This window comes from Oryzihumus leptocrescens, assembly GCF_006716205.1.
Lineage (GTDB): Bacteria > Actinomycetota > Actinomycetes > Actinomycetales > Dermatophilaceae > Oryzihumus > Oryzihumus leptocrescens.
Window position 1 is genome coordinate 3,520,506 of record NZ_VFOQ01000001.1, and the last position, 24,014, is coordinate 3,544,519.

Here is a 24,014-nt window from a genome sequence, read left to right on the forward strand (position 1 = left end):
GCATACCCCGCGGACAGCTCAGCCGTTGGCGAGCATCCGGTGCGGGTTGGACAGCTGGTAGAGCCCGCGCAGGAACCGCCAGCCGCCAAAGACGACCGCGCCCCAGGCCACGACGAAGTGCCCACCCGGGCCGGCTGCGGCGTACGACCACACGCTGACCGTCAGGCCGATGAGCATGACCACCGCGCCGACGACGGCGTTGCGGATCGCGACCCCGCGGAGCCGCGCGACCAGGGCCGGGGAGACCCCCGCCGCGGCCGGCGGGACGAAGGTCGGCACGCCGTCGTAGGCCGGGTCCTCGACCCACAGGTTCCAGCCCGCCGGGGCCGGCCCCCACGACGGGTGCGGTGCCCAGCCGGGAGCAGGCGTCCAGTCGGCGGACGGCAGCGGCGGCCAGTTCGGCGGCGGGTTGAACCGATACCCCATGAGGTGCTCCTCTCTCGGCCACGACCCCCAGCGCCGTGGTGCCGTCGCCAGTCTGGCGACGCCGGCACGGCCGGTCCGGCGCTTGACCCACGTCGGTCCGTTCGGCCGACCCGGGTCGACCCACCGGTCCGGCGAGGACCTCCGCCGTTCGGCCGATGCGCGGGCCGGGCGGGTCGCGCCACCCGGGAGAACCACGTCATCGGGACCAGGAGGCCTGCGGCATTTGCCCTTGCCGGGCGTCGCGGGGAGGACGAGGCTGGGGCCGCCGGCACCCCGGCAGCACCGACGCCACACGATGGGGAGAAGTCATGGCGGTCCAGCTCAACCCGTACCTCGGATTCAAGGACAACGCCCGAGCGGCGATGGAGTTCTACCAGTCGGTCTTCGGCGGCACGCTGAACATCTCGACGTTCAAGGAGTTCCACGCCTCGCAGGACCCGGCCGAGGACGACCTGGTGATGCACGCCCAGCTCGAGGGCGACAACGGCATCGTCTTCATGGCGTCCGACACGCCCGCGCGCATGGACTACACGCCGGGCAACACGTTCAACATGTCGCTCAGCGGCGACGACGAGGCCACCCTGCGCGGCTGGTTCGACAAGCTCGCCGACGGCGGCACCGTGACCATGCCGATGGACAAGGCCCCCTGGGGCGACATCTTCGGCATGTGCGTCGACAAGTTCGGCGTGAGCTGGCTGGTCAACGCCTCGGTCCCGCAGGCCTGAGCGCCGGTATGCCGGGTGGCTGGGTCCCAGCCACCCGGCATACCGGGCGGGTCACTCGAGGTCGACGTCGCGGATCACGTGCTGGACGGTGTGGGGCGGGGCGGTCGGGTCGTCCGGCTGCTCGACCCGGGTGATGACCCGCTCGTGCCGGGTGCCGCGCCGCGCGTAGGCGATGATCGCGCCGCCGGCGACCATGAGGATCACGCCGACGACCTTGAGGTTGATGCCCGGCGCGTCCACGCGCACCGCGAACGTCAGGATCGCGCCCAGCACCGCCAGGAAGACTCCGGCTCCCACGTCACACCTGCCTCGGACGGGGCAGCGGCCGGTCGCCCCTGCCGAACGCCGCGAGTCTACGCATTTCCACCCGAACCGGACGCGTCCGGCTCAGCCCCTGGCGATGCGGAAGACCTCGAGCGGGATCCCGTAGTACTGCTCCGAGAGCCCGAGGTGCTCCATGCCCAGGCGCCGGCAGACCGCCTGCGACCTGTCGTTGTCGGGGTTGACCACCGCCAGCACCTCGCCCAGCCCGGCCGCGAACCCGCGCTCGATCGCCGCCCGCGCGGCCTCGGTGGCATAGCCCTTGCCCCAGTGGTCGGGGTGCAGGTGCCAGCCGACCTCGACCTCGCCGTTGGTGCCGCCGCGCAGCGGCACGAGCAGCACGGTGCCGACCGGCCGGCCACTGGCCCGCTCGACCACGCACCACACGCCCCACGTCGGGTCGGGCTCGCTGCGACTGCCCCACTGGTCGACCACGAGGTGGGCCTCGTCGAGGTTCTCCAGCGGTCGCGGGGTCGCCCCGAGCCAGCGGGCGACCTCCAGGCGTGAGTAGGTGTCGAGGATGGCCTCGGCCTCGTCGTGGGTCCACGGCCTCACGACCAGCCGCTCGGTCTCGAAGACCGTTGTCGCAGAAGCGTTGTGGGTCACCGCGCGTCTCCTAGAACCAGCTCAGGCACAGCGGCGCCGTGCTCGTCGTGAACAGCCGGTCGGCGAGCGCCGCGGCTCCGGGGGTGGACTCGGTAACCCGTCCGCCCAGCACGAGGCCGGTGAACGAGACGCCTCCGAGGTAGGTCGAGCCGAGGTCCGCGACGTCCAGCCGCAGGTCGGGGGTGGCGTCCTCGACCCGGGCACACTTGGGCTCGCCGTCCTCGACGTCGAGCGTGAAGGTGCCGGACAGGTCTGGGCAGAACGCGTCCTCCACCTGCAGGACGAGCCTGCCGGACCCCGTGTATCCGCGGGCGACCAGGGCCGCGGGCACGTCCAGGAGGCGCACCCACAGCCAGTCGGTGCTCCTGACGGTCTGGGCCGCCCGGACATCCGCGAGGCGCCAGCGCAGCGGGTCGTCGACGGCCACCCGCGCGAAGCGGACCGCGTCGACGAGGTCGTGGTCGAGGCAGTAGCGCGCCAGCACGGCCCGCACCCGCTCCTGCGGCGCGACCACCTCGTCGACGACGAGGGTGCGGCCGTTGCCGCCCGCCCGGTCATCGTGGATGGCGTAGCTGGCGTAGCCGTCCGGGGCGCCGTCGGCATCGCGGTGGACGACGACGAAGCGGTGCTCGGTCGAGACCGGCGGCATGCCCGCACCGGCCTCCCAGTGCCGTGCGGGCCGACCGAGGGCTCCGTGCCGCACGCGGGCCCAGGCGTCGTAGACCTCTGCCATCACGGCCGCGGCGTCGCGGCGGTCACTCAGCTCGAGACTGCCGTCGTCGGTGACCGGCTCGAGGAAGGCACCGCGGGCGGTCTCGACGGTCCAGGTCTGCGCGGTCGTCGCCGGACCGTAGCCGCAGCGCCGGTAGATCGTGGCCTCCGAGGCGAGCAGCACAGCCACCGCCTCGCCGCGGACACGCAGGTCCTGGACCTGACGGCGCATCAGCGCGGTGAACAGGCCCCGGCGCCGGTGCGTGGGCAGCACCGACACGCAGGTGACCCCGGCGACCGGCACCTGGCGGCCACCCGGCACGGTCAGGTCGAAGGTGTAGGCGCCCGTCGTGGCGACCAGGCGCCCGTCATCCTCGACGACCAGCCCGCGGTCCATCTCGAGCGCGTGCCACCACTGCTTCGCCCGGGGCGTCTCGTCGGGGACGGTGCCGAAGGCCGGCAACGCGGCCCGCACGAACGCCTCGTGGTCCGCCTGCGTGGTGGCCCGGACCTGCACCTCGCCGCCCATCAGCCCTGACTCCCAACCTGAAAGAGATGCTTCACGTCTCGGGAACCTAGGGGGCGACCCGCAGTCGGGTCAACGGGTTTGGCGCAGCAGCTCAGCGGCGGGCCCGGAAGGCGGCCGCCTTGGTCCGGCTCTGGCACGCCGTCGAGCAGAAGCGCTTGCTGGCGTTGCGTGACCGGTCGACGTAGACCCGGTCGCAGCCCGTGGCCTCACACACCCCCAGCCGCCCGGCCAGGTCACTGCCCAGCGCCAGGGCCAGGGCGGCGGCGCAGCCGGCCGACCAGCCCAGGGCCAGCGAGTCGTCGGCCCCGTGGAAGTGCAGGTGCCACCCCTGCCCCTCGCGCCGGTCGAGCTGGGGCCGCGCACCGGTGTCGGAGAGCAGCGCGTTGACCTCCGCCGCCGCGGCGTCGGCCTGCCCGCCATCGACCGCCTCGAACACCACCCGCAGCCGCCGCGCGGTCGCCGCGAGCTGCTCGGCCGCCGGCGCGCTGACCGTGGGAGTGACCCGCCCGCCACCGCTGAGCGCCTCGACCACGGCGGCCTGCCGCCCGAGGCCCCGCGGCTCCTCGACCGGCACACCCCCGGAGGCGCCGGCGGTCAGGCCGTTGACCAGCCGCACGCACACGTCGAGCAGGTTGAGCACGTGACTGTCGAAGTTCACTTGACCAGTCACCTCCGGTTCCCTAAGTTAGCCAGGTCGTGACTGATCATAGGCGCGACACCAGTCACGCCTGGACAAGGAGAACCGTGAGGCGCCAGCACCCGCCCCTCCCCCGCGCCGTGTGGCTGCTCGTCGCCGCCCGCGCGGTCAACCGGCTCGGCGCCTTCAGCCTGCCCTTCCTCACGGTGACCCTGGTGCAGACCTTCCACGCCCCGGTCCGCGCGGCCGGCCTGGTCATGGCCGCGTTCGGCCTGGCCACCATCCCCTCGCGCCTGCTCGGCAGCCGACTGGCCGACCACCTGGGTGCCCGCGCGACCATCACACTGGGCCTGGCCGGCTGTGCGGTCGCCCAGCTCGGCATCGCGGCCGCGCGCACCCTGCCCCAGGCCGCCGGGGCCGCCGTCGCGCTCGGGCTGGCCTTCGAGCTCTACGAGCCACCGAGCCAGGCGCTCATCGCCGACGCGACCACCGCAGAGCAGCGTCCCGCCGCGTACTCGCTGCTCGCCGCCGCCCTGGCCGCTGCCGGCATGGGCGCCGGCCTGCTCGCCTCGGCCCTCGCCCACTGGGACCTGCGCTGGCTCTTCGTCGCGGACGCCGCCACCTGCCTCGGCTGCGCCGTGGTCGTGGCGCTGACCCTCCCCCGCACTCCCGGCAGGCGGGTGCCGACCGCAACCACCCGGCATACCGGCCCATGGCGGGACCGGCGCCTGCTCGCCCTGCTGGCCGCCGGCACGGTCTTCGCCACCACGTACCTGCAGGTCACCATCGCGCTGCCGCTGACGGTGCTCGACCGGGGCCTGCCGGCCACGCTGGTCGGCCTGCTGCTCACCACCTCGGCGCTGACCATCGTCGCGGCCCGACCCGCGCTGCGGCTGCGGCGGGTCGCCGGGCTGGACGACTTCGCCGCGATGGCTCTCGGCTACGCCCTGCTCGGATCTGGCCTGCTGGCAACGGGATTCGCCACCACGTCCCTGTCGCTGGCTGCCGCCACGGTGCTCTGGAGCCTGGGCGACCTGGTCCTCTTCGCAAGGATCTACACCGTCGTCGCGGCGATCGCACCGGAGACGGCACGGGGTCGCTACCTCGCGGCGTACGGCACGAGCTGGGGCGTCGCGGCCTTCGTCGCACCCCTGCTGGGCACCGCGGTGCTCACCGCCGCCGGGCCGCCGGGGCTGTGGTCGGGCTGCGCGGCGGCCAGCCTGCTGCTCGCGGCCGCGCAGCCCCTGCTCCGTCGCGTCGCCGCCCCGGTCGGGGCTCAGCCCGTCGGGTAGCGGCCACCCCTGCCATCCGGCGCCTGACGGGCACGTCATGGGGGTGACCCGAAGCCTCCCGGCATGCGCTGAACGTCCCACTTTTGGTGGATCCGGGCCCTGTGGGGGCGGAGAAGCGTGGGCCTGGTCAGGCCGCTCGGCGAAGGAGGAAGGTCATGGCCGAACACGTTGTGGACCGTAGGGGGATGCTGCGCGGAGCCGGCGTCGCTGCCGGTGCCGCAACCCTTGGCGGCGTGGTCCTTGCGACCCCCGCGGACGCCGCGTCCAGCGGCCTCCTCGGTGGGTGGCTGATCACGCACCGCGACAACCCGCCGGCGCCGCCGGACGAGACCCAGGCCGTCGTGACCTTCTCTGCGGGCGGCGCGTTCCAGGTCATCGACATCGACCCGGTCGGCACGCCCGGTGCCGGGACCTGGTCGGGCTCGGCGTCCTCGTTCCACGTGACGTTCTGGGCGGGCGAGCCGGGCGACAACGGCAGCCCGGCGGTCGTGATCCGGGTCAAGCCCCACGGCAAGGTCGACGGCGACCGGGTCTCGGGCACCTACTCGTTGACCATCTGGGACGCCAAGACGCACAAGCAGGTCGGGACAGGCACCGGCAAGTTCTGGGGGTCTCGGATCGACGCCTGAACGCGTCCCGGCCGACCACGGTCGGTCAGGCGCATCGATCCGGGGGAAGGTACCGGCGGTCGGAGGCTCTCCCGGCCGCCGGTACAATTCTGTGCAGCTCAGGGTCCTGTGCACGTCTGTTGGGTGGGAGGACGTGCGCCCCGCCGCACCCTTGGAGCGCCCGCACCATGTCACCCCTGACGTCCTACCGGCAGCTGTTCGCGCTGTCCGGCCCCACCTACGTCCTCGTGGCCTTCCTCGGCCGCCTGCCGCTGGCGATGAGCCAGCTCGGCACCCTCCTGCTCGTCGCCGGGTCCACCGGCAGCTACGGCGCCGGTGGCGCCTCTGCGGGTGCGCTGGCCGTCGCCAACGCGGTCGGCTCCCCCGTGGCCGGCGCACTGGCCGACCGGGTCGGGCAGCGTGCCGTCGTCCTCGCCCAGTCCCTCGCCGGAGCCGCCGGGCTCGCCGTCCTCGTCCTGCTCGCCAGCTCGGGGGCGCCCTGGCCGGCCCAGGCCGCCGCTGCCGCGCTGACCGGCCTGCTCATGCCCCAGGTGGGCCCGCTGGCCCGCGTCCGCTGGCGCCCCATCACCCGCCACGCCGGCGCGGACCAGCCGCGTCTGGTCAACGTCGCCTTCTCCTACGAGGGGGCCGCCGACGAGGCGTCGTTCGTCATCGGGCCGGCGCTCGTCGGGGCGGCCGCCGCGGTGGTCGCCCCCGCCGCGGCCCTCGTCGTCGCCGCAGCCGTGCTGGCCGTGTTCGGCTCGTGGTTCGCCCTGCACCCGACCGCCCACCTGGTCCGGCGCGCCCGGGAGTCCGCCCCTCACGCCCGTGGCCGGTTGTTCACCGCCAGCCTGGTGCTGCTCTGCCTGGCCCAGCTCATCATCGGCACGGTCTTCGGCTCCGCGCAGACCGCCACCTCCCAGATGGCCACCGCCGCCGGAGTGCCCGGCCTCACCGGTGGGCTGCACGCCCTGCTCGGCGTCGGCAGCGTCGTCGCCGGCCTCGCCGTGGCGATGCTGCCCGACCGGTTCCCCTACGAGCAGCGCCTGCGCGTCTTCGCCGCCGGCCTGCTCGTGCTCGCCCTGCCGCTGCTCGCCGTCAACACCCTGCCGGCCCTGGCGGTGGCCCTGGGCGTGCTCGGCCTGGCCGTCGCGCCCTACATGATCAGCGTGTTCACCCTCGCCGAGCGGATCACCCCGCCCCGGCGCACCGGCGCCGCGATGACCGTGCTCGCCGGAGCGACGGGCATGGGGTATGCCGTGGGGTCGAGCGTCGCGGGCCGGCTCGCCGACGCGAGCGGCCACACCGCGGCGTTCGGCGTCACCGTGACGGCAGGCGTGCTCGCCACGGCGCTGACGCTGGCCGCCGCCCCGCTGCTGCGCGCGGAGCAGCGCCGCGTCGCCTCGGCCTCCGTGGAGGTCGAGGCCCTGCAACCCGCCTGACCCGCCGCCCCTGACCTGCCGGACGCGTCCGGCCGGTCAGGGGCGAGCGCGAGGCGTCAGGAGCTGCGCCACATCCCGGTGGTGTGCCGGGTGCGCTCGGGGCTGCGCAGCACCGTCGCCGGGACCTCGGCCGGGGCCTCCGGCCGCGGGCCGAAGTCGGCGATCGCGCCGACCACGAGCTGCTCGAGCAGCGCGTCCGGGTCGCTGATGCACGCCACGGCCACGCCCTCGACCGAGCAGCGCACCAGCCGGCGCGCGGCCCTCGGGCGCAGGTCGGGCGAGCGGAGCCCGGCGTCGCGCAGGAACCGCCTGGCCCAGCGCTCGGCCTCGGGCACGGCTGCGAGCACGTCCCTGCTCTCCTGCGACATCGTCCCGGCCGGTTTGCCGTCCAGGGACGCCAACGCCCGTTCGCAGGCGTAGACGCCCAGGGCCAGGACCCGCTGGCGTTCGGCCGAGGCGACCGGAAGCGCCCGGCGCGCGGCGCCGAGAGCGATCCGCGCGTCGATGTGCGGGTCGTTGCCGGTCAGCCCGATGACGGTCGGGACCAGCGGCACCAGCCGCGCCCGGCCCTCGTCGGAGATGTGGTCGTTGACCAGCCGGGCCAGCTCGCCCAGGAGCGGGTGGGTGCACTTGGGGTGGTCGCTCCAGTGCTCACCCGCGAGATAGGACGCGAACTCCATGAAGCACGCCCCACGCTTGGGGCTGCGGTGCTTGCCTCGGGACAGGACCGGGATGAAGTCCGGCCCCTTGACGGTCTCGGTTCGCACGAGGCACCTCCGTCCGTGTGGAAGGGAACCATCTGCCAGTCTGCGCTCGTGGTGCCCGGCCCGCCATACCCCTTTGGCGTGTCCTTGCCGGCGATGGACTCACTCTGGCGACGGTGGTGGCGCGCCCATACCCTCGGACAGGTGACGGAGGCGACGCGGGACCGGGACGGCCAGGACCAGTGGTGGAAGAGCGCGGTGGTCTACCAGATCTACCCGCGCAGCTTCGCCGACAGCAACGGTGACGGGATCGGCGACCTCCCGGGCATCACCAGCCGGCTGGACCACCTCAGCGCGCTGGGGGTGGACGTCATCTGGCTCTCGCCGGTCTACCCCTCGCCTCAGGACGACAACGGCTACGACATCAGCGACTACCAGGGCATCGACCCGACGTTCGGCACGCTGGCGGACTTCGACGAGCTGCTGGCGCAGGTGCACGCGCGCGGGATGAAGCTGGTCATGGACCTGGTCGTCAACCACACCTCCGACGAGCACCCGTGGTTCGTGGAGTCCCGCTCCAGCAGGGACAACCCGAAGCGCGACTGGTACTGGTGGCGTGGCCCGCGCGAGGGCATGGCCGCCGGGGACCCCGGCGCCGAGCCGACCAACTGGGGGTCCTTCTTCTCCGGCCCCACGTGGGAGCTGGACGAGGCCACCGGGGAGTACTACCTGCACCTGTTCAGCCGCAAGCAACCCGACCTCAACTGGGAGAACCCGCAGGTGCGCGAGGCCGTCCACGCGATGATGCGCTGGTGGCTCGACCGGGGCGTGGACGGCTTCCGGATGGACGTCATCAACATGATCTCCAAGGACACCGCGCTGCCGGACGGCCACCAGGGCCCGGGCGCCCACCACGGCGACGGCAGCCCGCACTTCCTCTGCGGCCCGCGGATCCACGAGTTCCTCCAGGAGATGCACGCCGCGGTGTTCGCCGGGCGGGACGGGGCGTTCCTCACCGTGGGCGAGATGCCCGGCGTCACCGTGGACGAGGCGGTGCTGTTCACCGACCCGGCCCGCCGCGAGGTCGACATGGTGTTCCAGTTCGAGCACGTCGGCCTGGACCAGGGCGACTCGAAGTGGGACGTGCGGCCGCTGGACCTGCGCGACCTCAAGGCCTCGCTGGGGCGCTGGCAGGCCGGCCTGGCCGGGACCGGGTGGAACAGCCTGTACTGGAACAACCACGACCAGCCGCGCATCGTCAGCCGGTTCGGCGACGACGGCGAGCACCGGGTGGCCTCGGCGACCATGCTCGGCACGGTGCTGCACCTGCACCGCGGGACGCCCTACGTCTACCAGGGCGAGGAGCTCGGTATGACCAACGCGCCGTTCGCCTCGATCGAGGACTTCCGCGACATCGAGTCGGTCAACCACTACCGGGCGTGGGTCGACCCGGGGCACCAGAGCGCCGAGGAGGTCCTGGCCGCACTGCGCGTCATGAGCCGGGACAACGCCCGCACGCCGATGCAGTGGGACGACTCGCCGCACGCCGGCTTCACCACCGGCGAGCCGTGGATCGCGGTCAACCCCAACCACGCCACGGTCAACGCCGCCGCAGCGGTGGCCGACGAGGGCTCGGTGTTCCACCACTACCGGCGGCTCATCGAGCTGCGGCACAAGGAGCCGGCCGTCGCGCACGGCGACTTCCACATGCTGCTGCCGCACGACGAGCGGGTCTACGCATTCACCCGCCGGCTGGAGGACGTCGAGCTGCTCGTCCTCGGCAACTTCTCCGGCGAGGATGCACCGGCCGACGTGCCCGACGACGCGGGCTGGGCCGGGGCCGAGCTGCTGCTGGGCAACCTGCCCGACGTGCCGGACTCCGGGCCGATCGTGCTGCGCCCGTGGGAGGCGCGGATCTACCGCCGCACGACCTGACGCAGGCCGCGCGACGATCGTCGCGGCAGTTTGCGCGCGAAAAGCGCCCGCAAACGCGCCGACGATCGTCGCGTTCGCGGCCTGGTCAGCGGTACTGGTCCCGGAAACGGGGGTCGGTCTCCCACCACGGCCGTTCGCGCCCCGGCTCGGACGGGGCGGCGCCCTCCTCGGCGACACCGTCCGCGGCGGGGCCACCTGCGGCGGCCTGCACCCGCTGCGGCGCGCGCTCACGGGCGTCCAGCTCGGCGTCGACGGCCCGCGCCTCCGCGGCGTCGGCGCGCACCCAGCCAATGAGCACCGCGAAGAGGAACGGCAGGCCGACGCTCTCGGCGATGCCCAGCATCGCGCCGCCGCCGAGCTTCTGGTCCCAGGCCGGATCCGGCCCCCAGGTGCGGTCCGTGTAGCCGGGCACACCGGCCGCCAGCAGGGTCGGCGCGGTCATCACGAGGATGCCCGGCACGGCGTCGGCCAGGCCGTCGACGAACGCGAACAGCGCCCGCACCGGGTGGGTGCACCAGTCCGGCAGCATCTCCTCGCCCAGCAGCGGCAGCACGAACAGCGCACCGGTCCCCAGGAGCACGAGGTAGAGCACCTCGCGCACCCCGGCACTGGCCACCGAGTCCGCCAGCCACGGGGTGAAGAACACCGCCACCAGGGTCCCTACGGCGACCGCCGAGCTCACCAGCGGGAACATCAGCACCCGAGCCACCCGCCCACGGAGGACGCCCAGCAGCCGGCTGGAACCCTTGTCGCCCAAGGCGTTCGCCGACAGGGTGACCGGGTCGCCGAGCGCCAGGCCGAGCGGCGTCACCGCCGACAGCACCGTCGCCTGCGCCGCCGCCATCCAGAAGAGCGTGCCCCGGTAGACCGCGAGCACCCCGCAGGTGGCGTAGACCAGCGTCCCGACCCCCAGCACGGCGAACGCCAGCGCGCGCCACCCCGACCACGCGCGTCCGGTGCGGTGCAGGCGGACCAGGCACACGGCATACCCGGCCAGGAGCAGCACTCCCAGGACGATGCCGACGGGGTCCGCGGTCCAGTCGGTCAACCAGCTCGAGGCGGTCAGCGGGGGAAGCACGCGGGCCATGATGCTCCGCGTCCCTGTGCGCCGCTCAGTCCGCGCGGCGCAGGCGCTGGCGCCAGGACCGGCCGTCGGGGTCGTGCACCAGCCGGTAGAACACCCCGGCCCACACCCGCGTCCACCCGCTGACCCGGTGCTCGGTCAGCGGGCGCAGCCGGCCGGGCGGGCGCGGGCCGACCCGGCCGCCGTCGTGCCACGCCTGCAGCCGCTGCGCCGAGCGGGCGAACGCCGCAAGCGTCTCGCCGGGGTCGGCCAGCGCGGAGGCGTCCTCGAGGTCGAGGTGCTCGGCGGCGAGGGCGAGGCGCAGCCGCTGCGGGTAGCCACCGGGGTCGTGCACCGCCGCGGCGATCTCGGAGTCGTGCGTCCACGAGCGCCGGTTGAAGTTGTCCGAGCCGACCGAGGCCCAGGCGTCGTCGATGACGCAGACCTTGGCGTGGACGTAGACCGGGACGCCGGTCGGGCTCTCCACGCCGTATGCCGTGACGCGGCCGGGTGCCGCGCGCTGCAGGATGCGCAGCGCGGTCTGGCGACCGAGCAGCTGCGGGGCCACGGCGAGGCGCCCGTCCTGGTCGGGGTGGTGCGGCAGGACCGCGACCAGGTGCAGCTCGGGGTTGGCGCGCAACGTCCGGGCCAGCAACCGGGCGACCTCGGTGGACCACAGGTACTGGTCCTCGACGTAGACCAGGCGCCGGGCCTGGCCGAGCGCCTTGCGGTAGCCGCGCGCGACGCTGCGCTCCCCCTGGGGGGCGAACGGGTAGCCCGGGCGCCGGAAGGGGTAGGTGCGCAGCAGCTGGACCGCCAGCTCACCGGTCGGCTCCGGGTCGGGCAGCTGCTCCGGCAGCGGGGTCACCCGGTCGGGCTGGACGCCGCGGACCCGGTCCTGCGCCCGGCGCCAGGGGCTGCGGCTGAGCGGCTGGGGGTCCTCCCAGCGCTCCCGGAAGACGGTCTCGACGTCGCCGACGACCGGCCCGGTGAGGGCGACCTGCACGTCGTGCCACGGCGGGCGCTCGCCGTAGACCTTCGCCATCGGCTGCCGCTGGGGGTCGCCGGCGTGGTCGGCATCGTCGCGGCGGCTGTGGCACAGGTCCAGCCCACCGACGAACGCCACGTCGAGCTCGGGCCGGCCGGGGTGGCGCAGCACCACGAGCTTCTGGTGGTGCGAGCCGCCGGGACGCACCCGCATGTCGAGCTGGCACTGGCCGCCGGCCTCGTTGACCAGGTCGCCGAGGGTGCGGTTGGCCTCCGCGGCAAAGGACAGGCGCTTCCAGTGCGAGCGCCACACCAGGCCGCGGACGTCGACCCCGCGCCGGGCGGCGTCACCCAGCAGGGTGGCCACCTCGCTGCCGTCCTTACCGAGCAGCTGCTCGTCGGCGTCACCGCGCCAGTCGGTGAACAGCAGCAGGTCGCCGTCGCCCATCTGCCGCACCCGCCGGTCGAGCTCGGCGAAGTACGTCGCGCCGTGCACCAGCGGGGTGACGGTGTTGCCGCAGGTCCACGCCCGCCCGTCGGGGTGGCGGCTGTCCAGGCGGGTCGCGGGGTTGCCGCGCTCGTCGGCGGACAGGAACCAGTCGGCGATCGGCACCCGCGATGCCTACACGGTGGCCGGCCACCGCGGCAAGCCCGACCGCCATCCCGCCCCAGAGAACACGGCTTGACCCGCGTTTCGCGGCCCGGACCGCCCCCGAACGCGGGTCAAGCCGTGTCCGGTCGGGAGTGGTCCATCCCGGAGTCGGCCAAACCGGTCGACGCGGGCGCGCCCCGACCCGAGGATGGGGCCATGGCCTACCTCAAGCCCGGCTCGTTCACCGTGAAGGTCGCCAACAGGGTCGCGATGCGCACGACCCTGTGGGGCGTGCACACGCTGCGGGTCGCGCGACGCAACAGCGCGCAGACCCAGGACCTGCCGGTCATCCCGGTCGAGGTCGACGGGCACCTCTATGTCGTCTCGACCCGCGGCGAGTCCGACTGGGTGCGCAACGTCCGCGCTGCCGGCCGGGTCGGCCTGGGGCAGAAGGGCGACCTGCGCGACTACACCGTCGCGGAGGTCCCGGTGGCCGAGCGCGAGCCGGTCATCACGGCATACCGCAAGAAGGCGGGCCGGGAGGTCGAGCAGTACTGGAAGAAGCTGCCCGACCCGGCCGACCACCCGCTGTTCCGGCTCACCCCGGCCTGACCCGGTGCCGCGCCTGCGGCCGACCGCCCTGACCACGCGGGTGTTCAACCCGCTGGTGCGCCGCACGACCTGGTGGGACGTGCACACCCTGGAGGTGGCCGGCCGCCGCAGCGGCCGCCCGCACCGTATGCCGGTCGTGCCCGTCGAGGTCGCCGGTCACCGCTACCTCGTCTCGCCCTACGGCGAGTCCGACTGGGTGCACAACGTCCGCACCGCCGGCCGGCTCACCCTGACCCAGCGCGGTCGCACGACCGCCTGGACCGCGGTCGAGGTGCCGGTCGACCAGCGGCCGGCGGTGCTGCGGGCCTGGCGGCGCAAGGCCGGGTGGACGGTCGGGGTCTACTTCCGCAAGCGGCCCGACCCCGCCGACCACCCGGTCTTCCGGCTCACCCCGGTGTGAAGGCCCTCAGTCCTCGGTGACGCCGGCCCAGAGGTTGATGCCGGCCTCGACCGCGTCCTGGTCGATCGCGGCGAGCTCCTCGTCGGTGAAGCTCAGGTTGGCCAGCGCGCCGACGTTGGTCTCCAGCTGCTGCACCGAGGAGGCGCCGATGACGGTCGAGGTGACCCGCTGGTCGCGCAGCGCCCAGGACAGGGCCATCTGCGCCAGCTTCTGCCCGCGCTGGGAGGCGATCTCGTTGAGCGCCCGCACGTGCCCGAGCACCTTCTCGTCGAGGTGCTCCGGCAGCAGCGACTTGTCCTGCGCCGCGCGCGAGTCGGCCGGGATGCCGTTGAGGTAGCGGTCGGTGAGCAGCCCCTGCGCGAGCGGGGTGAACACGATGCAGCCCATGCCCTGCGCCTCGAGCTCGTCGAGCAGACCCTTCTCGATCCAGCGGTTGAGCATCGAGTAGGACGGCTGGTGGATCAGCAGCGGCGTGCCCAGCTCACGGGCGATGGTCGCCGCCTCCTGGGTCTTCTTCGCCGAGTAGGAGGAGATGCCGGCATACAGCGCCTTGCCCGAGCGGACCGCCTGGTCGAGCGCCATCATCGTCTCCTCGATCGGCGTCTCGGCGTCGAAGCGGTGGGAGTAGAAGATGTCGACGTAGTCCAGGCCCATCCGCGCCAGGGAGTCGTCCAGGGAGCTGAGCAGGTACTTGCGCGAGCCGCCCTCTCCGTACGGCCCGGGCCACATGTCCCAGCCGGCCTTGCTGGAGATGACCAGCTCGTTGCGGTAGCGGGCGAAGTCCTGCTTGAAGATCGTCCCGAAGTTGCGCTCGGCGGCGCCATAGGGCGGGCCGTAGTTGTTGGCCAGGTCGAAGTGGGTGATCCCCAGGTCGAAGGCCCGGCGCAGGATCGCGCGCTGGCTGTCGAGCGTCTTGTCGTCGCCGAAGTTGTGCCACAGGCCGAGCGAGATCGCGGGGAGCTTCAGGCCGCTGGTGCCGCAGCGGCGGTACTGCATCGAGGACTCGTAGCGGTCGGCGGCGGCTTGGTAGGACGTCATGGCGCCCAGTCTGCCAACCCGCTCAGCTGGCCGGGACAGCCCCGTCCCGAGGGAGGAGACGGTAGATCGGGTTCGCCATGGCCAGGTGCCCGCGGTAGTCGCCCACGCGCCCCTCCACCCGGAGGTTCGCCCCAGGCTCGATCCCCGGTATCGCGCGCCGCCCGTAGAAGAGCAGCGTCACCCCGCCGGAGTCGTCCACGAGCTCGCAGCGCAGCGCGGGGCTGCCGGAGATCGGCGAGACCTCGCAGGAGCGGATCCGCCCCTGCAGCACCGCCGTGCGGCGATGGGGCGCCTGCGCGATCGGCACACACCCCTCCGGCACGGTCATCGTCGCGACGGCGGCACCCTCCCTGCGACTCCCGGCGGTGTTCCGGTCGCGGGTCCCGGACGCCAGCGCGGCCTCGGCCTCGTGCTGCACGCGCCGCCACGGTGCCCGGGAGGCGTCGAACGGCACGATCGTCGCCGCCACGCCCGCGACCTGGGAGACCGCGGCGGCGATGTCGTCGGCGGTGCGGTCGTGCAGCAGCCGCCCGAGCAGCGCGCCGTAGGAGCGGCGGGGCAGCAGCACGGTCGCCTGGGTGGACTCCCCGGAGCCGAGGACCCGGTCGACCAGCTCCAGCGCGGCCCGCGGCAGCCGCCGGTCCGGGCAGTCGACCAGCTCCAGCGGGAGGTCCAGGCCCGGCTGGGCGTCCCACTCCCGCTGCAGCACCTCGGCGTGGGCCGAGTCGATGACGAAGTGCACGACGCGGATCTCGCTGGGGCGCAGGGTCCGCGCATACCGGATCGCCCGGATGACGGCGAGGTCCACGCTGTCCACGAGCACGAGGACGACGTTGCGCGCCGCCCGGGCCGCGGGCACGGCGGAGGGCGACGCGCGCAGCACGGCCGCCTCACGCTGGTAGGTGCGGTGCAGGCGCAGCAGCACCACGACCATGACCGGGAAGACCAGCACGACCAGCCAGGCGCCCTCGGTGAACTTGGTGACGGCGAAGATGACCACGACCAGGGCCGAGACGGCGCCGGTGACCAGGTTGAGCGCGACCTTGGCGCGCCACCGGCCCTGCCGGTAGGTCTGGTAGTGCCGGGCCATCCCGAAACCGGCCAGGGTGAAGCCGGTGAAGACGCCGATCGCGTAGAAGGCGACCAGCTTGTCGACGTGGGCGCCGGTGCCGATGATCAGCGCCAGCGACACCACCGTCAGCACGATGATGCCGTTGGAGAAGGCGAGCCGGTGGCCGCGCTTGGTCAGCCAGCGAGGCAGGAACCCGTCTCCGGCAACGAAGTTCGCCAGGAACGGGAAGCCGTTGAACGGGGTGTTGGCGCCGGTGTAGAGGATGAGCATCGTCGCGGTCTGCACCAGCAGGAAGAGCACGTGGCCCACGGCGCCGTCACCGAAGACGGCCTTGGCGACCTGGGAGATCACCGTCGGCGAGCCGGACTCGTAGGGCACCGCGTGGGTCTCGTGCGCCAGCCAGGACACCCCGCCGACGAGGAACGCCAGCACCGAGCTCATGACGACGAGGGTCTTGCGCGCGTTGAGGCCCTGCGGGGTGTGGAAGGTGCTGACCCCGTTGGAGATCGCCTCCAGCCCGGTCAGCGACGACCCGCCGTTGGCGAACGACTTCATGAGGATGAAGATCGCGCCGAAGGTCAGCAGCGAGGAGCCGTGCCCCACCGGGAAGGCCCCCGGCGAGCTCATCGGGTCGTACTGCGGCAGGTCGCCGAGCAGCTCGCGGACCACGCCCGTGACGATGACGACGGTCATCGACGCGAGGAAGAAGTACGTCGGGAACGCGAACGCCCTTCCGGCCTCACGGATCCCGCGCAGGTTGCCGTAGAACAGCACGAGCACGACGCCGACGGTGATCCACAGCGACCAGCTCGCCAGCGCCGGGACCGCGGAGGTGACCGCGGCTGTCCCGGCCGCGGCCTGCACGGCGACGGTGACGATGTAGTCGAGCATCAGCGCGACCGCGCCGACCTGCGCCACCAGCGGGCCGAAGTTCTCCCGCGCGACGACGTAGGAGCCGCCGGCCTTGGTGTAGGTCGTGACGACCTGCCGATAGGTCAGCGTCACCAGCAGCAGCACCGCGAGGACGACCAGCGTCATCGGCAGGAGCAGCGCGTAGGCGGCGATGCCGAAGACCGGCAGCAGCACGAGCAGGATCTCCTCGGAGCCGTATGCCGAGGAGGAGATGCAGTCGCTGGCGAGCACCCCGAGGGCGAGCTTCTTCGAGAGCCGCTCGTGGGCGAGCTGGTCGGTGGTCAGCGGCGGCCCGAGGAGCGCGCGCTTGGCGCGGTAGCTCGGCTTCTCCGGCAGGTCCACGCCCACCCGGAGTGCCTGCGGGGCCGGGGCCTCGGTGACTGTCCGCGCGTCCGTCTCGAGCGTTCCGGTCTCCACCAGTCGAGCGTAGGTCGACGCTATCGGCCCCCCTGACCGTCCGCCGTCAAGATCGCGTCAAGATCCCCGATCGGGCGGCCGCGACGGCTCACCGGCCCCTGTCGCGGGAGGCCGTGGAGTATCCCGGGCGATGGTCGGGGCCTGCCCCTATGGTGGCGCGCATGGCATCGGTCAGGCAGGTCCAGGTCACGTTCGACTGCGCGGAGCCCGAGCGCGTGGCGCGCTTCTGGTGCGAGGTGCTGGGGTACGTCGTGCCGCCACCGCCGGAGGGCTTCGCCACGTGGGACGACGTCGATCGCGCGCTGCCGCCCGAGCGCCAGGGGTCCGCGTTCGCCTGCGTGGATCCCTCAGGTGTGGGCCCCCGCCTGTTCTTCCAGCGCGTCCCCGAGGGCAAGGTCGTCAAGAACCGGCTGCACCTCGACGTGCGGGTCGGCACCGGACTCGTGGGTGACGAGCGCCTGGCCGCACTCGAGGCCGAGTGCGCACGGCTGGTCGCGCTCGGCGCGGTACGCGTGCGGCTCCTGCGCGCCGACGAGTTCAACGAGTCGTGCCTCGTGATGCAGGACGTCGAGGGCAACGAGTTCTGTCTCGACTGAGGGTCCGCGACACCAGTCAGACCCGGGCGGGCACCCCGGCATGGCGCAGCAGCAGGTCGACGAACGCCGGCGTGACGCCCAGCGGGTCGGCCACCGGCACCTGGCCTGCCCGGGCGGTCACCGCGTCCGGCAGCCGTCCCGGCGCGACGAACAGCGAGGCCACCGCCGACCGGGCGCACCCGTCGGCGCGCAGCGCCTCCAGCGCCTCGTCCACGCGCGGCCCGTCCGCGGAGGCGAACGCCGCCACCGCAGGTATGCCGTGCAGCTCACCGAGGTCGCGGGCCAGGCCGGAGACCACGTCCCGCGCCGGCTCGTGGCTCGACCCCGCCGCGGCCAGGACCAGCCCGTCGACCGCGTCAGCGCCGGCCTCGGCGAGCCGGTCGGTCAGCGCGCGCAGCAGGAGCGCCCGGTCGCGCGGGTCGTCGGTGACCAGGCCGGGCGCGATGCCCACGTCGGCGATGCCGGTGACCCCGCTGGCCGCCACGGCGGTGGGCACGTCGGTGCCCAGGTGGTGTCCCGGCGTGAACAGCAGCGGCACGAGCCGGATGTCGTCGTGGCCGGCGGTGGCCAGGTCCTGCAGCGCGACGTCCGGGGTCGGGTCGGTGAAGTCGAGGTGGCAGGCGCGCACCTCGACCCCGGTGCGCCGGCGGACCACGGCGACGAGCTCGTCGACGACGAACGCGGCGCGTGGGTCTCGGCTCCCGTGGGAGAGCAGCAGGACGGCTGGGCCCATGGTCGCCTCAGATGTCCCACTCGTCGTCGCGTCGGCTGTCCCCGGCCAGCGGGTCGCCGACCATGCCGGCGGCCAGGGTGGCCCCGGACTGCGGGTCGATGAGCAGGAACGCGCCGGTGCGGCGGCTGGTGCTGTAGGGCTCGGCCACCACCGGGTCGGCGGTGCGCAGCCGGATCCGGCCGATGTCGTTGAGCCCGAGGTCCTCGGCACCGACGATCGTGACCTGGTCGAGGTCGAGCACCCCGTCGACGGATCCGACGATGGCGCGCGTGGTGCGTGTCGTGTGCTTGAGCAGCACCCGGCCGCGCTTGCTCAGCGGCACGTCGGAGAGCCAGCAGACGGTGGCGACCAGGTCGCGGGTGGGCTCGGGCGCCGACGCCGCCGCCGCGATGAGGTCGCCGCGGGCGACGTCGACCTCGTCGGCCAGGCGCAGCGCCACCGACATGGGCGCGAACGCTTCGTCGAGCTCCCGCCCCGGGCCGCCGAGCTGCGGGGCGTCGATGCCGACCACCCGGGTGCGCCGCCCGCTGGGCAGGACGGTCACCTCGTCGCCGACCCGCACGACCCCGGAGGCGACCTGCCCGGCATACCCGCGGTACTCCCGCTGGGCCTCGTCGCGCGCGGCGCCCTGCGGGCGCAGCACGACCTGCACGGGGAAGCGGAACTCCTCCGCTGCCGGGTCGTCGGCGACCGGCAGGGTCTCCAGGACCTCCAGCAGGCTCGGCCCGTCGTACCAGTCGGTGCGTGACGACCGGTCGACCACGTTGTCGCCCTCGAGGGCGGAGACCGGGATGGCGCGCACGTCGGGCAGGCCCAGCTCGCGGGCCACGTCGGCCAGCTGGTCGCGCACGCGGGTGAAGACGTCGCCGTCGAAGCCGACGAGGTCGATCTTGTTGACCGCGACGATCACGTGCGGCACGCGCAGCAGCGCGGCGACGGCCAGGTGGCGGCGGGTCTGCTCCAGCACGCCCTTGCGCGCGTCGACCAGGAGCACCACGGCGTCGGCGGTGGAGGCCCCGGTGACCGTGTTGCGGGTGTACTGCACGTGCCCGGGGCAGTCGGCCAGGATGAACGAGCGCTCCGCGGTGGCGAAGTAGCGGTAGGCCACGTCGATGGTGATGCCCTGCTCCCGCTCGGCGCGCAGGCCGTCGGTGAGCAGGGCGAGGTCGGCGGTGGCCAGGCCCCGGTCGCGGGAGACCCGCTCGACGGCGTCGAGCTGGTCGGCCAGGACCGACTTGGAGTCGTGCAGCAGCCGGCCCACGAGGGTGGACTTGCCGTCGTCGACCGAGCCGGCCGTGGCCAGGCGCAGCAGGGTGGGCTGGGCGGTCATCAGAAGTAGCCCTCCTTCTTGCGGTCCTCCATGGCGGCCTCGGAGATCCGGTCGTCGGCCCGGGTCGCGCCGCGCTCGGTCAGCCGGGACGCGGCGACCTCGACCACGACGTCGCCGACGTGGGTGGCGTCGGACTCCACCGCGCCGGTGCAGGACATGTCGCCGACCGTGCGGTAGCGCACCTGCTTCGTCACCACCGCCTCGTGCTCGCGCGGCAGGGAGTACGGCCCCACGGCCAGCCACATGCCGTCGCGGTGGAAGACCTCGCGTTCGTGCGCGTAGTACAGCGGCGGCAGCTCGATGGCCTCGCGGGCGATGTAGCGCCACACGTCCAGCTCGGTCCAGTTGGACAGCGGGAAGACGCGCACGTGCTCGCCGGGGCGGTGGCGGCCGTTGTAGAGGTTCCACAGCTCGGGGCGCTGGTTGCGCGGGTCCCAGGCGCCGAACTCGTCGCGCAGGCTGAACACGCGCTCCTTGGCCCGGGCCTTCTCCTCGTCCCGGCGCCCGCCGCCGAAGACGGCGTCGAAGCGGTGGTCGGCGATGGCGTCGAGCAGCGGCTGGGTCTGCAGCGGGTTGCGGGTGCCGTCGGTGCGCTCGGCCAGGCGGCCGTCGTCGATGTAGTCCTGCACCCGGGCCACCTCGAGGCGCACGCCGAGCCGCTCGACCGTGCGGTCGCGGTACTCCAGCACCTCGGGGAAGTTGTGGCCGGTGTCGACGTGCAGCACCGGGAACGGCACCGGCGAGGGCCAGAACGCCTTGGCCGCCAGGTGCAGCATGAGGACGGAGTCCTTGCCGCCGGAGAACAGCAGCACCGGTCGCTCGAACTCGGCGACGACCTCGCGGATGATGTGGACGGCCTCGGACTCCAGCGCGTCGAGGTGGTCAAGGGCCAGCCGCCCCGACCTGGCGCGGCGGGCGGTCTCGTTCCGGGTCTGTGTCTGGCTCATGTGTGGATCCCGCACTCGGTCTTGTCCTTGCCGCTCCAGCGCCCGGACCGTGGGTCGGCCCCCGGAGCCACCTTGTGGGTGCACGGTCCGCACCCGATCGACGGGTAGCCCTGCGCCACCAGCGGGTTGCGTGGCAGGTCGTGCTCGGCCTGGTAGGCCTCGACGTCGTCGTCGGTCCAGGCCACCAGCGGGTTGACCTTGACCAGGTCGTGCTTGTCGTCCCAGGAGACGACGGGCGTAGCGGCGCGGGTCGGGGCATCCACCCGGCGCACGCCGGTCACCCACGCGGCGTGGCCCTCCAGGGCCCGGGCGAGCGGCTCGACCTTGCGCAGGAAGCAGCACAGGTTGGGGTCGCGGTCATGCAGCCTCTCGCCGTACTCCTCGTCCTGCTCGGCCACGGTCTGGCGGGGCAGGGCCTCGACGACCGTGATCGGCAGCCGGCCCGCCGCCTCGTCCCGCGTCTGCAACGTCTCGGTGAAGTGGTAGCCGGTCTGCAGGAACAGGACCTGGACTCCGGGCAGGGCCTCGGCGAACATGTGCGGCAGGATCGTGTCCTGCATCGAGGAGGCCACGAGGACGTCCTGCCCGAACTGCTCGATGGTCCACCGGACGACCTCGGCCACCGGGGCCCCCTCGAGCCGCTCGTTGGCCTCGGCGATCGCCTCGTCGCGCTGGTCGGGGGTCAGGGCCGACCAGTCCAGGGCCGTGGTCGTGGGGGTCGTCATACGAGCAGCTCCTCATCCGCGCGCAGCGCCCAGGTCGCGAAACGCTCCCCGGGCTCCCGGTCCTTGACGAAGTTGCGCACCACGCGCTCGATGTATGCCGGGGCCTCCGCCGCGGTCGTCTTCAGTCCGCGGACCTTGCGGCCGAAGCCGGCGTCGAGGCCGAGCGTGCCGCCGAGGTGGACCTGGAAGCCCTCGACCTCCTCGCCGTCGGCGTCCTTGACCAGCTGGCCCTTGAGGCCGATGTCGGCGACCTGGATGCGGGCGCAGGAGTTGGGGCAGCCGTTGACGTGGATGCTCAGCGGGACGTCGATCTCGTCGATGACGTCGGCGAGGCGCTCCTCGAGCACGCCGATGGTGCGGGTGGCCATGCCCTTGGTGTCGACGTAGGCCAGCTTGCAGAACTCGATGCCCGTGCAGGCCATGGTGTGCCGTCGGAACACCGAGGGGTTGGCCTCCAGCCCGAGCGCGGCCAGCTTGCGGGTCAGCGTGTTGACCCGGCGCCGGGGCACGTCGAGCACGAGCAGCTTCTGGTGCGGGGTGAGCCGGACCCGCTGCGAGCCGTAGGACTCCACGAGGTCGGCCAGCTCCAGCAGCAGGGTGCCGGAGACCCGGCCCACGGTCGGGGCGACCCCGACGTAGAACTTGCCGTCCTTCTGCTCGTGGGCGCCGACGTGGTCGCCACGGTCCGGCGTCGGCTCGGGTGCAGGCCCGTCGGGCAGCGCGCGGCCGAGGTACTCCTGCTCGAGGACCTCGCGGAACCTCTCCGCACCCCAGTCGGCGAGCAGGAACTTCAGCCGGGCCTTGTGCCGCAGCCGGCGGTAGCCGTAGTCCCGGAAGATCGAGGTCACCGCGGCCCAGACGTCGGGGACCTCCTCCTCGCGGACGAAGACGCCGAGGCGCTCGGCCAGGCGTGGGTTGGTCGACAGGCCGCCGCCGACCCAGAGGTCGAAGCCCGGGCCGAGCTCTGGGTGCCGCACGCCGACGAAGGAGATGTCGTTGATCTCGTGCACCACGTCGTTGGTGAGCATGCCGGTGATCGCGGACTTGAACTTGCGCGGCAGGTTGGAGAAGTCGGGGTTGCCGACGTAGCGGCGCTGGATCTCCTCGATCGCCCAGGTGGGGTCGAGCAGCTCGTCCTTGCTGATGCCGGCCACCGGCGACCCGAGCACCACGCGCGGGCAGTCGCCGCAGGCCTCGGTGGTCAGCAGGCCGACGCCCTCGAGGCGCTCCCAGATCGCGGGGACGTCCTCGACCCGCACCCAGTGCAGCTGGATGTTCTGCCGGTCGGTGATGTCGGCGCTGTCCCGGGCGTAGTCGCGGGACACCTCGCCGATCGCGCGCAGCTGCCCGGTGGTCAGGGCGCCGCCGTCGACCCGGACGCGGAGCATGAAGTACTCGTCCTCGAGCTCGTGCGGCTCGAGGTGGCCGGTCTGCCGGCCGTCGAGGCCCTGCTTGCGCTGGGTGTAGAGCCCCCACCAGCGGAACCGGCCGTGCAGGTCCTCGGTCGGGATGCTCGCGAAGCCCTGCTTGCTGTAGGTCTGCTCGATGCGGGCCCGCACGTTGAGCGCGTCGTCCTCGCGCTTGAACCGCTCGTTGGCGTTGAGGGGTTCGGTCTCGCCGAGGGCCCACTGGCCCTTGCCGCCGGTGGTCTCGCGGGCACGGGTCGCCCGGTCAGCGGTGAGAGTCATAACCAAAAGTTTGCCATGACCCAACGTGGGCTAATGAATCCGTGTCACGATCCGGGATGCCCAAATCCGACGAAAGTGGTAGGAAATGCCGCGGCCGGGACCCCGCTCAGAGGGTCCCGGCCGCGACGTCATCGGCCCCCGGTCAGGGCAGGTAGTACATCGGGTTCGGCACCTTGAAGGTCTTGTCGGCGTAGCCGCCGTTGAGGTCGGACCACTGGTCGCCGAAGTTCGCGACGATGTCGTAGCCCAGGGACTCGATGTGCTTGCGGGTGCCCGACTTGTACTCGGTCGTCGTGCACGTCGCGCCGCAGGGCAGGTAGGCCGGCGGGTTGACCTTGTCCTTGAGGTACAGGTGGTCGACGTCAGCCGAGGCGGCGTAGCCGACCTTGGCCAGGTTGGCCGCGGTGCCGTCGCGCTGGGTGACCGGGCGGCCGGTCAGGAAGAAGACCGTGTAGCCGTTGTCGTTGGCCCAGTTGACCAGGGCCGGCATCCCGAAGACGGCCGGGAACTTCGCGTTGTTGACGAAGTCGGCGTTGCTCGTCGGGTTGTAGGCGAAGGTCGAGAAGATCTCGTAGTTGTAGGTGTTGAGCGTCGTGTCGTCGACGTCGAACACCAGCGCCGGCTTGCCCGAGTGCTTCCGCGACGCCTGGCCCTTGAGGTAGTCCTTGGCCGCGGCGGTGATGTGTGCCATCTCGTTGGCGTAGCTGCCTGTCGAGGACGGGTAGTGCAGCCCGTCCTCGGCGTTGACGGTGTCGCCGTAGTAGGCCTTGATCTGGTTCTCGACCACGGTGACGTTGGGGATGCTGTCGCCGTGCGTGGCGACGTGGCTCGACGAGGCCTTGGGGCCGTCGTGGGCCGACGCGGTGAGGATCCCCCCGGAGAGCAGGCCGGTGAGCGCGACGGCGACGCCGGTGATGACCGGCGCGGTGCGGTGGAGCTTCATGGGCAAACCTTTCCTGACCGGGC

24 protein-coding genes are annotated in these 24,014 nt (G+C 73.0%); 8 read left to right on the plus strand and 16 right to left on the minus strand.

Annotation, left to right across the window (positions count from 1 at the left end; genetic code table 11):
• Nucleotides 1–18 precede the first annotated feature (18 nt).
• Complete coding sequence (locus tag FB474_RS16690) at nt 19–426, minus strand: hypothetical protein (protein WP_141789668.1); 408 nt, start codon at nt 424–426, stop codon at nt 19–21.
• A 308-nt stretch (nt 427–734) separates the two neighbouring features.
• Here FB474_RS16690 and FB474_RS16695 point away from each other — a divergent pair, with 308 nt between their 5' ends.
• Entirely contained in the window at nt 735–1,151 is a 417-nt protein-coding gene (locus FB474_RS16695; protein ID WP_141789669.1) for a VOC family protein, read from the plus strand.
• A gap of 51 nt (nt 1,152–1,202) precedes the next feature.
• Here the strand turns inward: FB474_RS16695 and FB474_RS16700 are convergent, their stop codons facing one another.
• From FB474_RS16700 to FB474_RS16715, 4 genes are all read right to left on the minus strand, one after another.
• Nucleotides 1,203–1,448, minus strand: a complete 246-nt coding sequence (locus FB474_RS16700) for a DUF6458 family protein (protein ID WP_141789670.1) — start codon at nt 1,446–1,448, stop codon at nt 1,203–1,205.
• A 90-nt stretch (nt 1,449–1,538) separates the two neighbouring features.
• Nucleotides 1,539–2,078: a GNAT family N-acetyltransferase gene (locus FB474_RS16705; RefSeq protein WP_141789671.1), complete on the minus strand. Its 540-nt coding sequence runs from the start codon at nt 2,076–2,078 to the stop codon at nt 1,539–1,541.
• Nucleotides 2,079–2,088: 10 nt separating this feature from the next.
• Nucleotides 2,089–3,318 (minus strand): GNAT family N-acetyltransferase, encoded by a 1,230-nt coding sequence (locus tag FB474_RS16710; protein ID WP_221632562.1) that lies wholly within the window; start codon nt 3,316–3,318, stop codon nt 2,089–2,091.
• Between the two features lie 91 nt (nt 3,319–3,409).
• Entirely contained in the window at nt 3,410–3,976 is a 567-nt protein-coding gene (locus FB474_RS16715; RefSeq protein ID WP_185746207.1) for a CGNR zinc finger domain-containing protein, read from the minus strand.
• A gap of 86 nt (nt 3,977–4,062) precedes the next feature.
• On the opposite strand from FB474_RS16715, the gene FB474_RS16720 reads away from it, so the two are divergent.
• The 3 genes from FB474_RS16720 (at nt 4,063) to FB474_RS16730 (ending at nt 7,297) form a co-directional block, all read left to right on the plus strand.
• A complete protein-coding gene (locus tag FB474_RS16720) occupies nt 4,063–5,247 on the plus strand; it encodes an MFS transporter (RefSeq protein WP_221632563.1) in 1,185 nt (394 codons plus the stop codon).
• Between the two features lie 155 nt (nt 5,248–5,402).
• Complete coding sequence (locus tag FB474_RS16725) at nt 5,403–5,876, plus strand: hypothetical protein (RefSeq protein ID WP_141789673.1); 474 nt, start codon at nt 5,403–5,405, stop codon at nt 5,874–5,876.
• A 167-nt stretch (nt 5,877–6,043) separates the two neighbouring features.
• Nucleotides 6,044–7,297 carry an MFS transporter gene (locus FB474_RS16730; protein ID WP_141789674.1) on the plus strand — a complete coding sequence of 418 codons (1,254 nt, stop codon included), beginning with the start codon at nt 6,044–6,046 and terminating at the stop codon, nt 7,295–7,297.
• A gap of 56 nt (nt 7,298–7,353) precedes the next feature.
• Here the strand turns inward: FB474_RS16730 and FB474_RS16735 are convergent, their stop codons facing one another.
• Nucleotides 7,354–8,064 carry a hypothetical protein gene (locus tag FB474_RS16735; RefSeq protein ID WP_141789675.1) on the minus strand — a complete coding sequence of 237 codons (711 nt, stop codon included), beginning with the start codon at nt 8,062–8,064 and terminating at the stop codon, nt 7,354–7,356.
• Nucleotides 8,065–8,157: 93 nt separating this feature from the next.
• Between FB474_RS16735 and FB474_RS16740 the strand changes: the two genes are divergently transcribed.
• Entirely contained in the window at nt 8,158–9,936 is a 1,779-nt protein-coding gene (locus tag FB474_RS16740) for a glycoside hydrolase family 13 protein (RefSeq protein WP_141789676.1), read from the plus strand.
• A gap of 85 nt (nt 9,937–10,021) precedes the next feature.
• Here FB474_RS16740 and FB474_RS16745 read toward each other — a convergent pair whose 3' ends face one another.
• Together FB474_RS16745 and FB474_RS16750 are read right to left on the minus strand one after the other, a co-directional pair.
• Nucleotides 10,022–11,014, minus strand: a complete 993-nt coding sequence (locus tag FB474_RS16745) for a cytochrome c oxidase assembly protein (RefSeq protein ID WP_221632564.1) — start codon at nt 11,012–11,014, stop codon at nt 10,022–10,024.
• A gap of 34 nt (nt 11,015–11,048) precedes the next feature.
• A complete protein-coding gene (locus FB474_RS16750) occupies nt 11,049–12,599 on the minus strand; it encodes a phospholipase D family protein (RefSeq protein WP_141789678.1) in 1,551 nt (516 codons plus the stop codon).
• Between the two features lie 195 nt (nt 12,600–12,794).
• Between FB474_RS16750 and FB474_RS16755 the strand changes: the two genes are divergently transcribed.
• Nucleotides 12,795–13,190 (plus strand): nitroreductase/quinone reductase family protein, encoded by a 396-nt coding sequence (locus FB474_RS16755; protein ID WP_141789679.1) that lies wholly within the window; start codon nt 12,795–12,797, stop codon nt 13,188–13,190.
• A gap of 4 nt (nt 13,191–13,194) precedes the next feature.
• Nucleotides 13,195–13,590: a nitroreductase/quinone reductase family protein gene (locus FB474_RS16760; protein ID WP_141789680.1), complete on the plus strand. Its 396-nt coding sequence runs from the start codon at nt 13,195–13,197 to the stop codon at nt 13,588–13,590.
• Between the two features lie 6 nt (nt 13,591–13,596).
• On the opposite strand, the gene mgrA is transcribed toward FB474_RS16760, so the two are convergent.
• Together mgrA and FB474_RS16770 are read right to left on the minus strand one after the other, a co-directional pair.
• Nucleotides 13,597–14,628 (minus strand): L-glyceraldehyde 3-phosphate reductase, encoded by a 1,032-nt coding sequence (mgrA, locus tag FB474_RS16765; RefSeq protein ID WP_141789681.1) that lies wholly within the window; start codon nt 14,626–14,628, stop codon nt 13,597–13,599.
• Between the two features lie 22 nt (nt 14,629–14,650).
• Nucleotides 14,651–17,029: an amino acid permease gene (locus FB474_RS16770; protein ID WP_221632565.1), complete on the minus strand. Its 2,379-nt coding sequence runs from the start codon at nt 17,027–17,029 to the stop codon at nt 14,651–14,653.
• 161 nt (nt 17,030–17,190) lie between these two features.
• Between FB474_RS16770 and FB474_RS16775 the strand changes: the two genes are divergently transcribed.
• Nucleotides 17,191–17,625 (plus strand): VOC family protein, encoded by a 435-nt coding sequence (locus FB474_RS16775; protein WP_141789682.1) that lies wholly within the window; start codon nt 17,191–17,193, stop codon nt 17,623–17,625.
• A 16-nt stretch (nt 17,626–17,641) separates the two neighbouring features.
• On the opposite strand, the gene FB474_RS16780 is transcribed toward FB474_RS16775, so the two are convergent.
• The 6 genes from FB474_RS16780 to FB474_RS16805 all read right to left on the minus strand — a co-directional run bounded on the left by FB474_RS16780 (nt 17,642) and on the right by FB474_RS16805 (nt 23,991).
• Entirely contained in the window at nt 17,642–18,358 is a 717-nt protein-coding gene (locus FB474_RS16780) for a sirohydrochlorin chelatase (RefSeq protein ID WP_141789683.1), read from the minus strand.
• Nucleotides 18,359–18,365: 7 nt separating this feature from the next.
• Nucleotides 18,366–19,688: a sulfate adenylyltransferase subunit 1 gene (locus tag FB474_RS16785; protein ID WP_141789684.1), complete on the minus strand. Its 1,323-nt coding sequence runs from the start codon at nt 19,686–19,688 to the stop codon at nt 18,366–18,368.
• Nucleotides 19,688–20,635, minus strand: a complete 948-nt coding sequence (gene cysD, locus FB474_RS16790) for a sulfate adenylyltransferase subunit CysD (RefSeq protein WP_141789685.1) — start codon at nt 20,633–20,635, stop codon at nt 19,688–19,690. Before cysD ends, FB474_RS16785 begins: the two co-directional genes overlap by 1 nt.
• Complete coding sequence (locus tag FB474_RS16795; protein ID WP_141789686.1) at nt 20,632–21,360, minus strand: phosphoadenylyl-sulfate reductase; 729 nt, start codon at nt 21,358–21,360, stop codon at nt 20,632–20,634. Before FB474_RS16795 ends, cysD begins: the two co-directional genes overlap by 4 nt.
• The gene (locus tag FB474_RS16800; protein ID WP_141789687.1) at nt 21,357–23,048 is read right to left on the minus strand and encodes a nitrite/sulfite reductase; all 1,692 of its coding nucleotides are present in this window, start codon (nt 23,046–23,048) and stop codon (nt 21,357–21,359) included. Before FB474_RS16800 ends, FB474_RS16795 begins: the two co-directional genes overlap by 4 nt.
• Nucleotides 23,049–23,190: 142 nt before the next feature.
• Nucleotides 23,191–23,991: an HAD family acid phosphatase gene (locus FB474_RS16805; RefSeq protein ID WP_141789688.1), complete on the minus strand. Its 801-nt coding sequence runs from the start codon at nt 23,989–23,991 to the stop codon at nt 23,191–23,193.
• Between the last annotated feature and the right edge of the window lie 23 nt (nt 23,992–24,014).

Excerpts from the sequence above, each read along its gene's own strand:
- FB474_RS16755 (WP_141789679.1), top strand. The coding sequence starts at position 12,795 with ATGGCCTACCTCAAGCCCGGCTCGTTCACCGTGAAGGTCGCCAACAGG.
- FB474_RS16730 (WP_141789674.1), top strand. The coding sequence starts at position 6,044 with ATGTCACCCCTGACGTCCTACCGGCAGCTGTTCGCGCTGTCCGGCCCC.
- FB474_RS16805 (WP_141789688.1), bottom strand. The coding sequence starts at position 23,991 with ATGAAGCTCCACCGCACCGCGCCGGTCATCACCGGCGTCGCCGTCGCG.
- FB474_RS16710 (WP_221632562.1), bottom strand. The coding sequence starts at position 3,318 with ATGGGCGGCGAGGTGCAGGTCCGGGCCACCACGCAGGCGGACCACGAG.
- FB474_RS16690 (WP_141789668.1), bottom strand. The coding sequence starts at position 426 with ATGGGGTATCGGTTCAACCCGCCGCCGAACTGGCCGCCGCTGCCGTCC.
- mgrA (WP_141789681.1), bottom strand. The coding sequence starts at position 14,628 with ATGACGTCCTACCAAGCCGCCGCCGACCGCTACGAGTCCTCGATGCAG.
- FB474_RS16725 (WP_141789673.1), top strand. The coding sequence starts at position 5,403 with ATGGCCGAACACGTTGTGGACCGTAGGGGGATGCTGCGCGGAGCCGGC.
- FB474_RS16785 (WP_141789684.1), bottom strand. The coding sequence starts at position 19,688 with ATGACCGCCCAGCCCACCCTGCTGCGCCTGGCCACGGCCGGCTCGGTC.
- FB474_RS16695 (WP_141789669.1), top strand. The coding sequence starts at position 735 with ATGGCGGTCCAGCTCAACCCGTACCTCGGATTCAAGGACAACGCCCGA.
- FB474_RS16780 (WP_141789683.1), bottom strand. The coding sequence starts at position 18,358 with ATGGGCCCAGCCGTCCTGCTGCTCTCCCACGGGAGCCGAGACCCACGC.
- FB474_RS16775 (WP_141789682.1), top strand. The coding sequence starts at position 17,191 with ATGGCATCGGTCAGGCAGGTCCAGGTCACGTTCGACTGCGCGGAGCCC.
- FB474_RS16795 (WP_141789686.1), bottom strand. The coding sequence starts at position 21,360 with ATGACGACCCCCACGACCACGGCCCTGGACTGGTCGGCCCTGACCCCC.
- FB474_RS16800 (WP_141789687.1), bottom strand. The coding sequence starts at position 23,048 with ATGACTCTCACCGCTGACCGGGCGACCCGTGCCCGCGAGACCACCGGC.
- FB474_RS16740 (WP_141789676.1), top strand. The coding sequence starts at position 8,158 with ATGGACTCACTCTGGCGACGGTGGTGGCGCGCCCATACCCTCGGACAG.
- cysD (WP_141789685.1), bottom strand. The coding sequence starts at position 20,635 with ATGAGCCAGACACAGACCCGGAACGAGACCGCCCGCCGCGCCAGGTCG.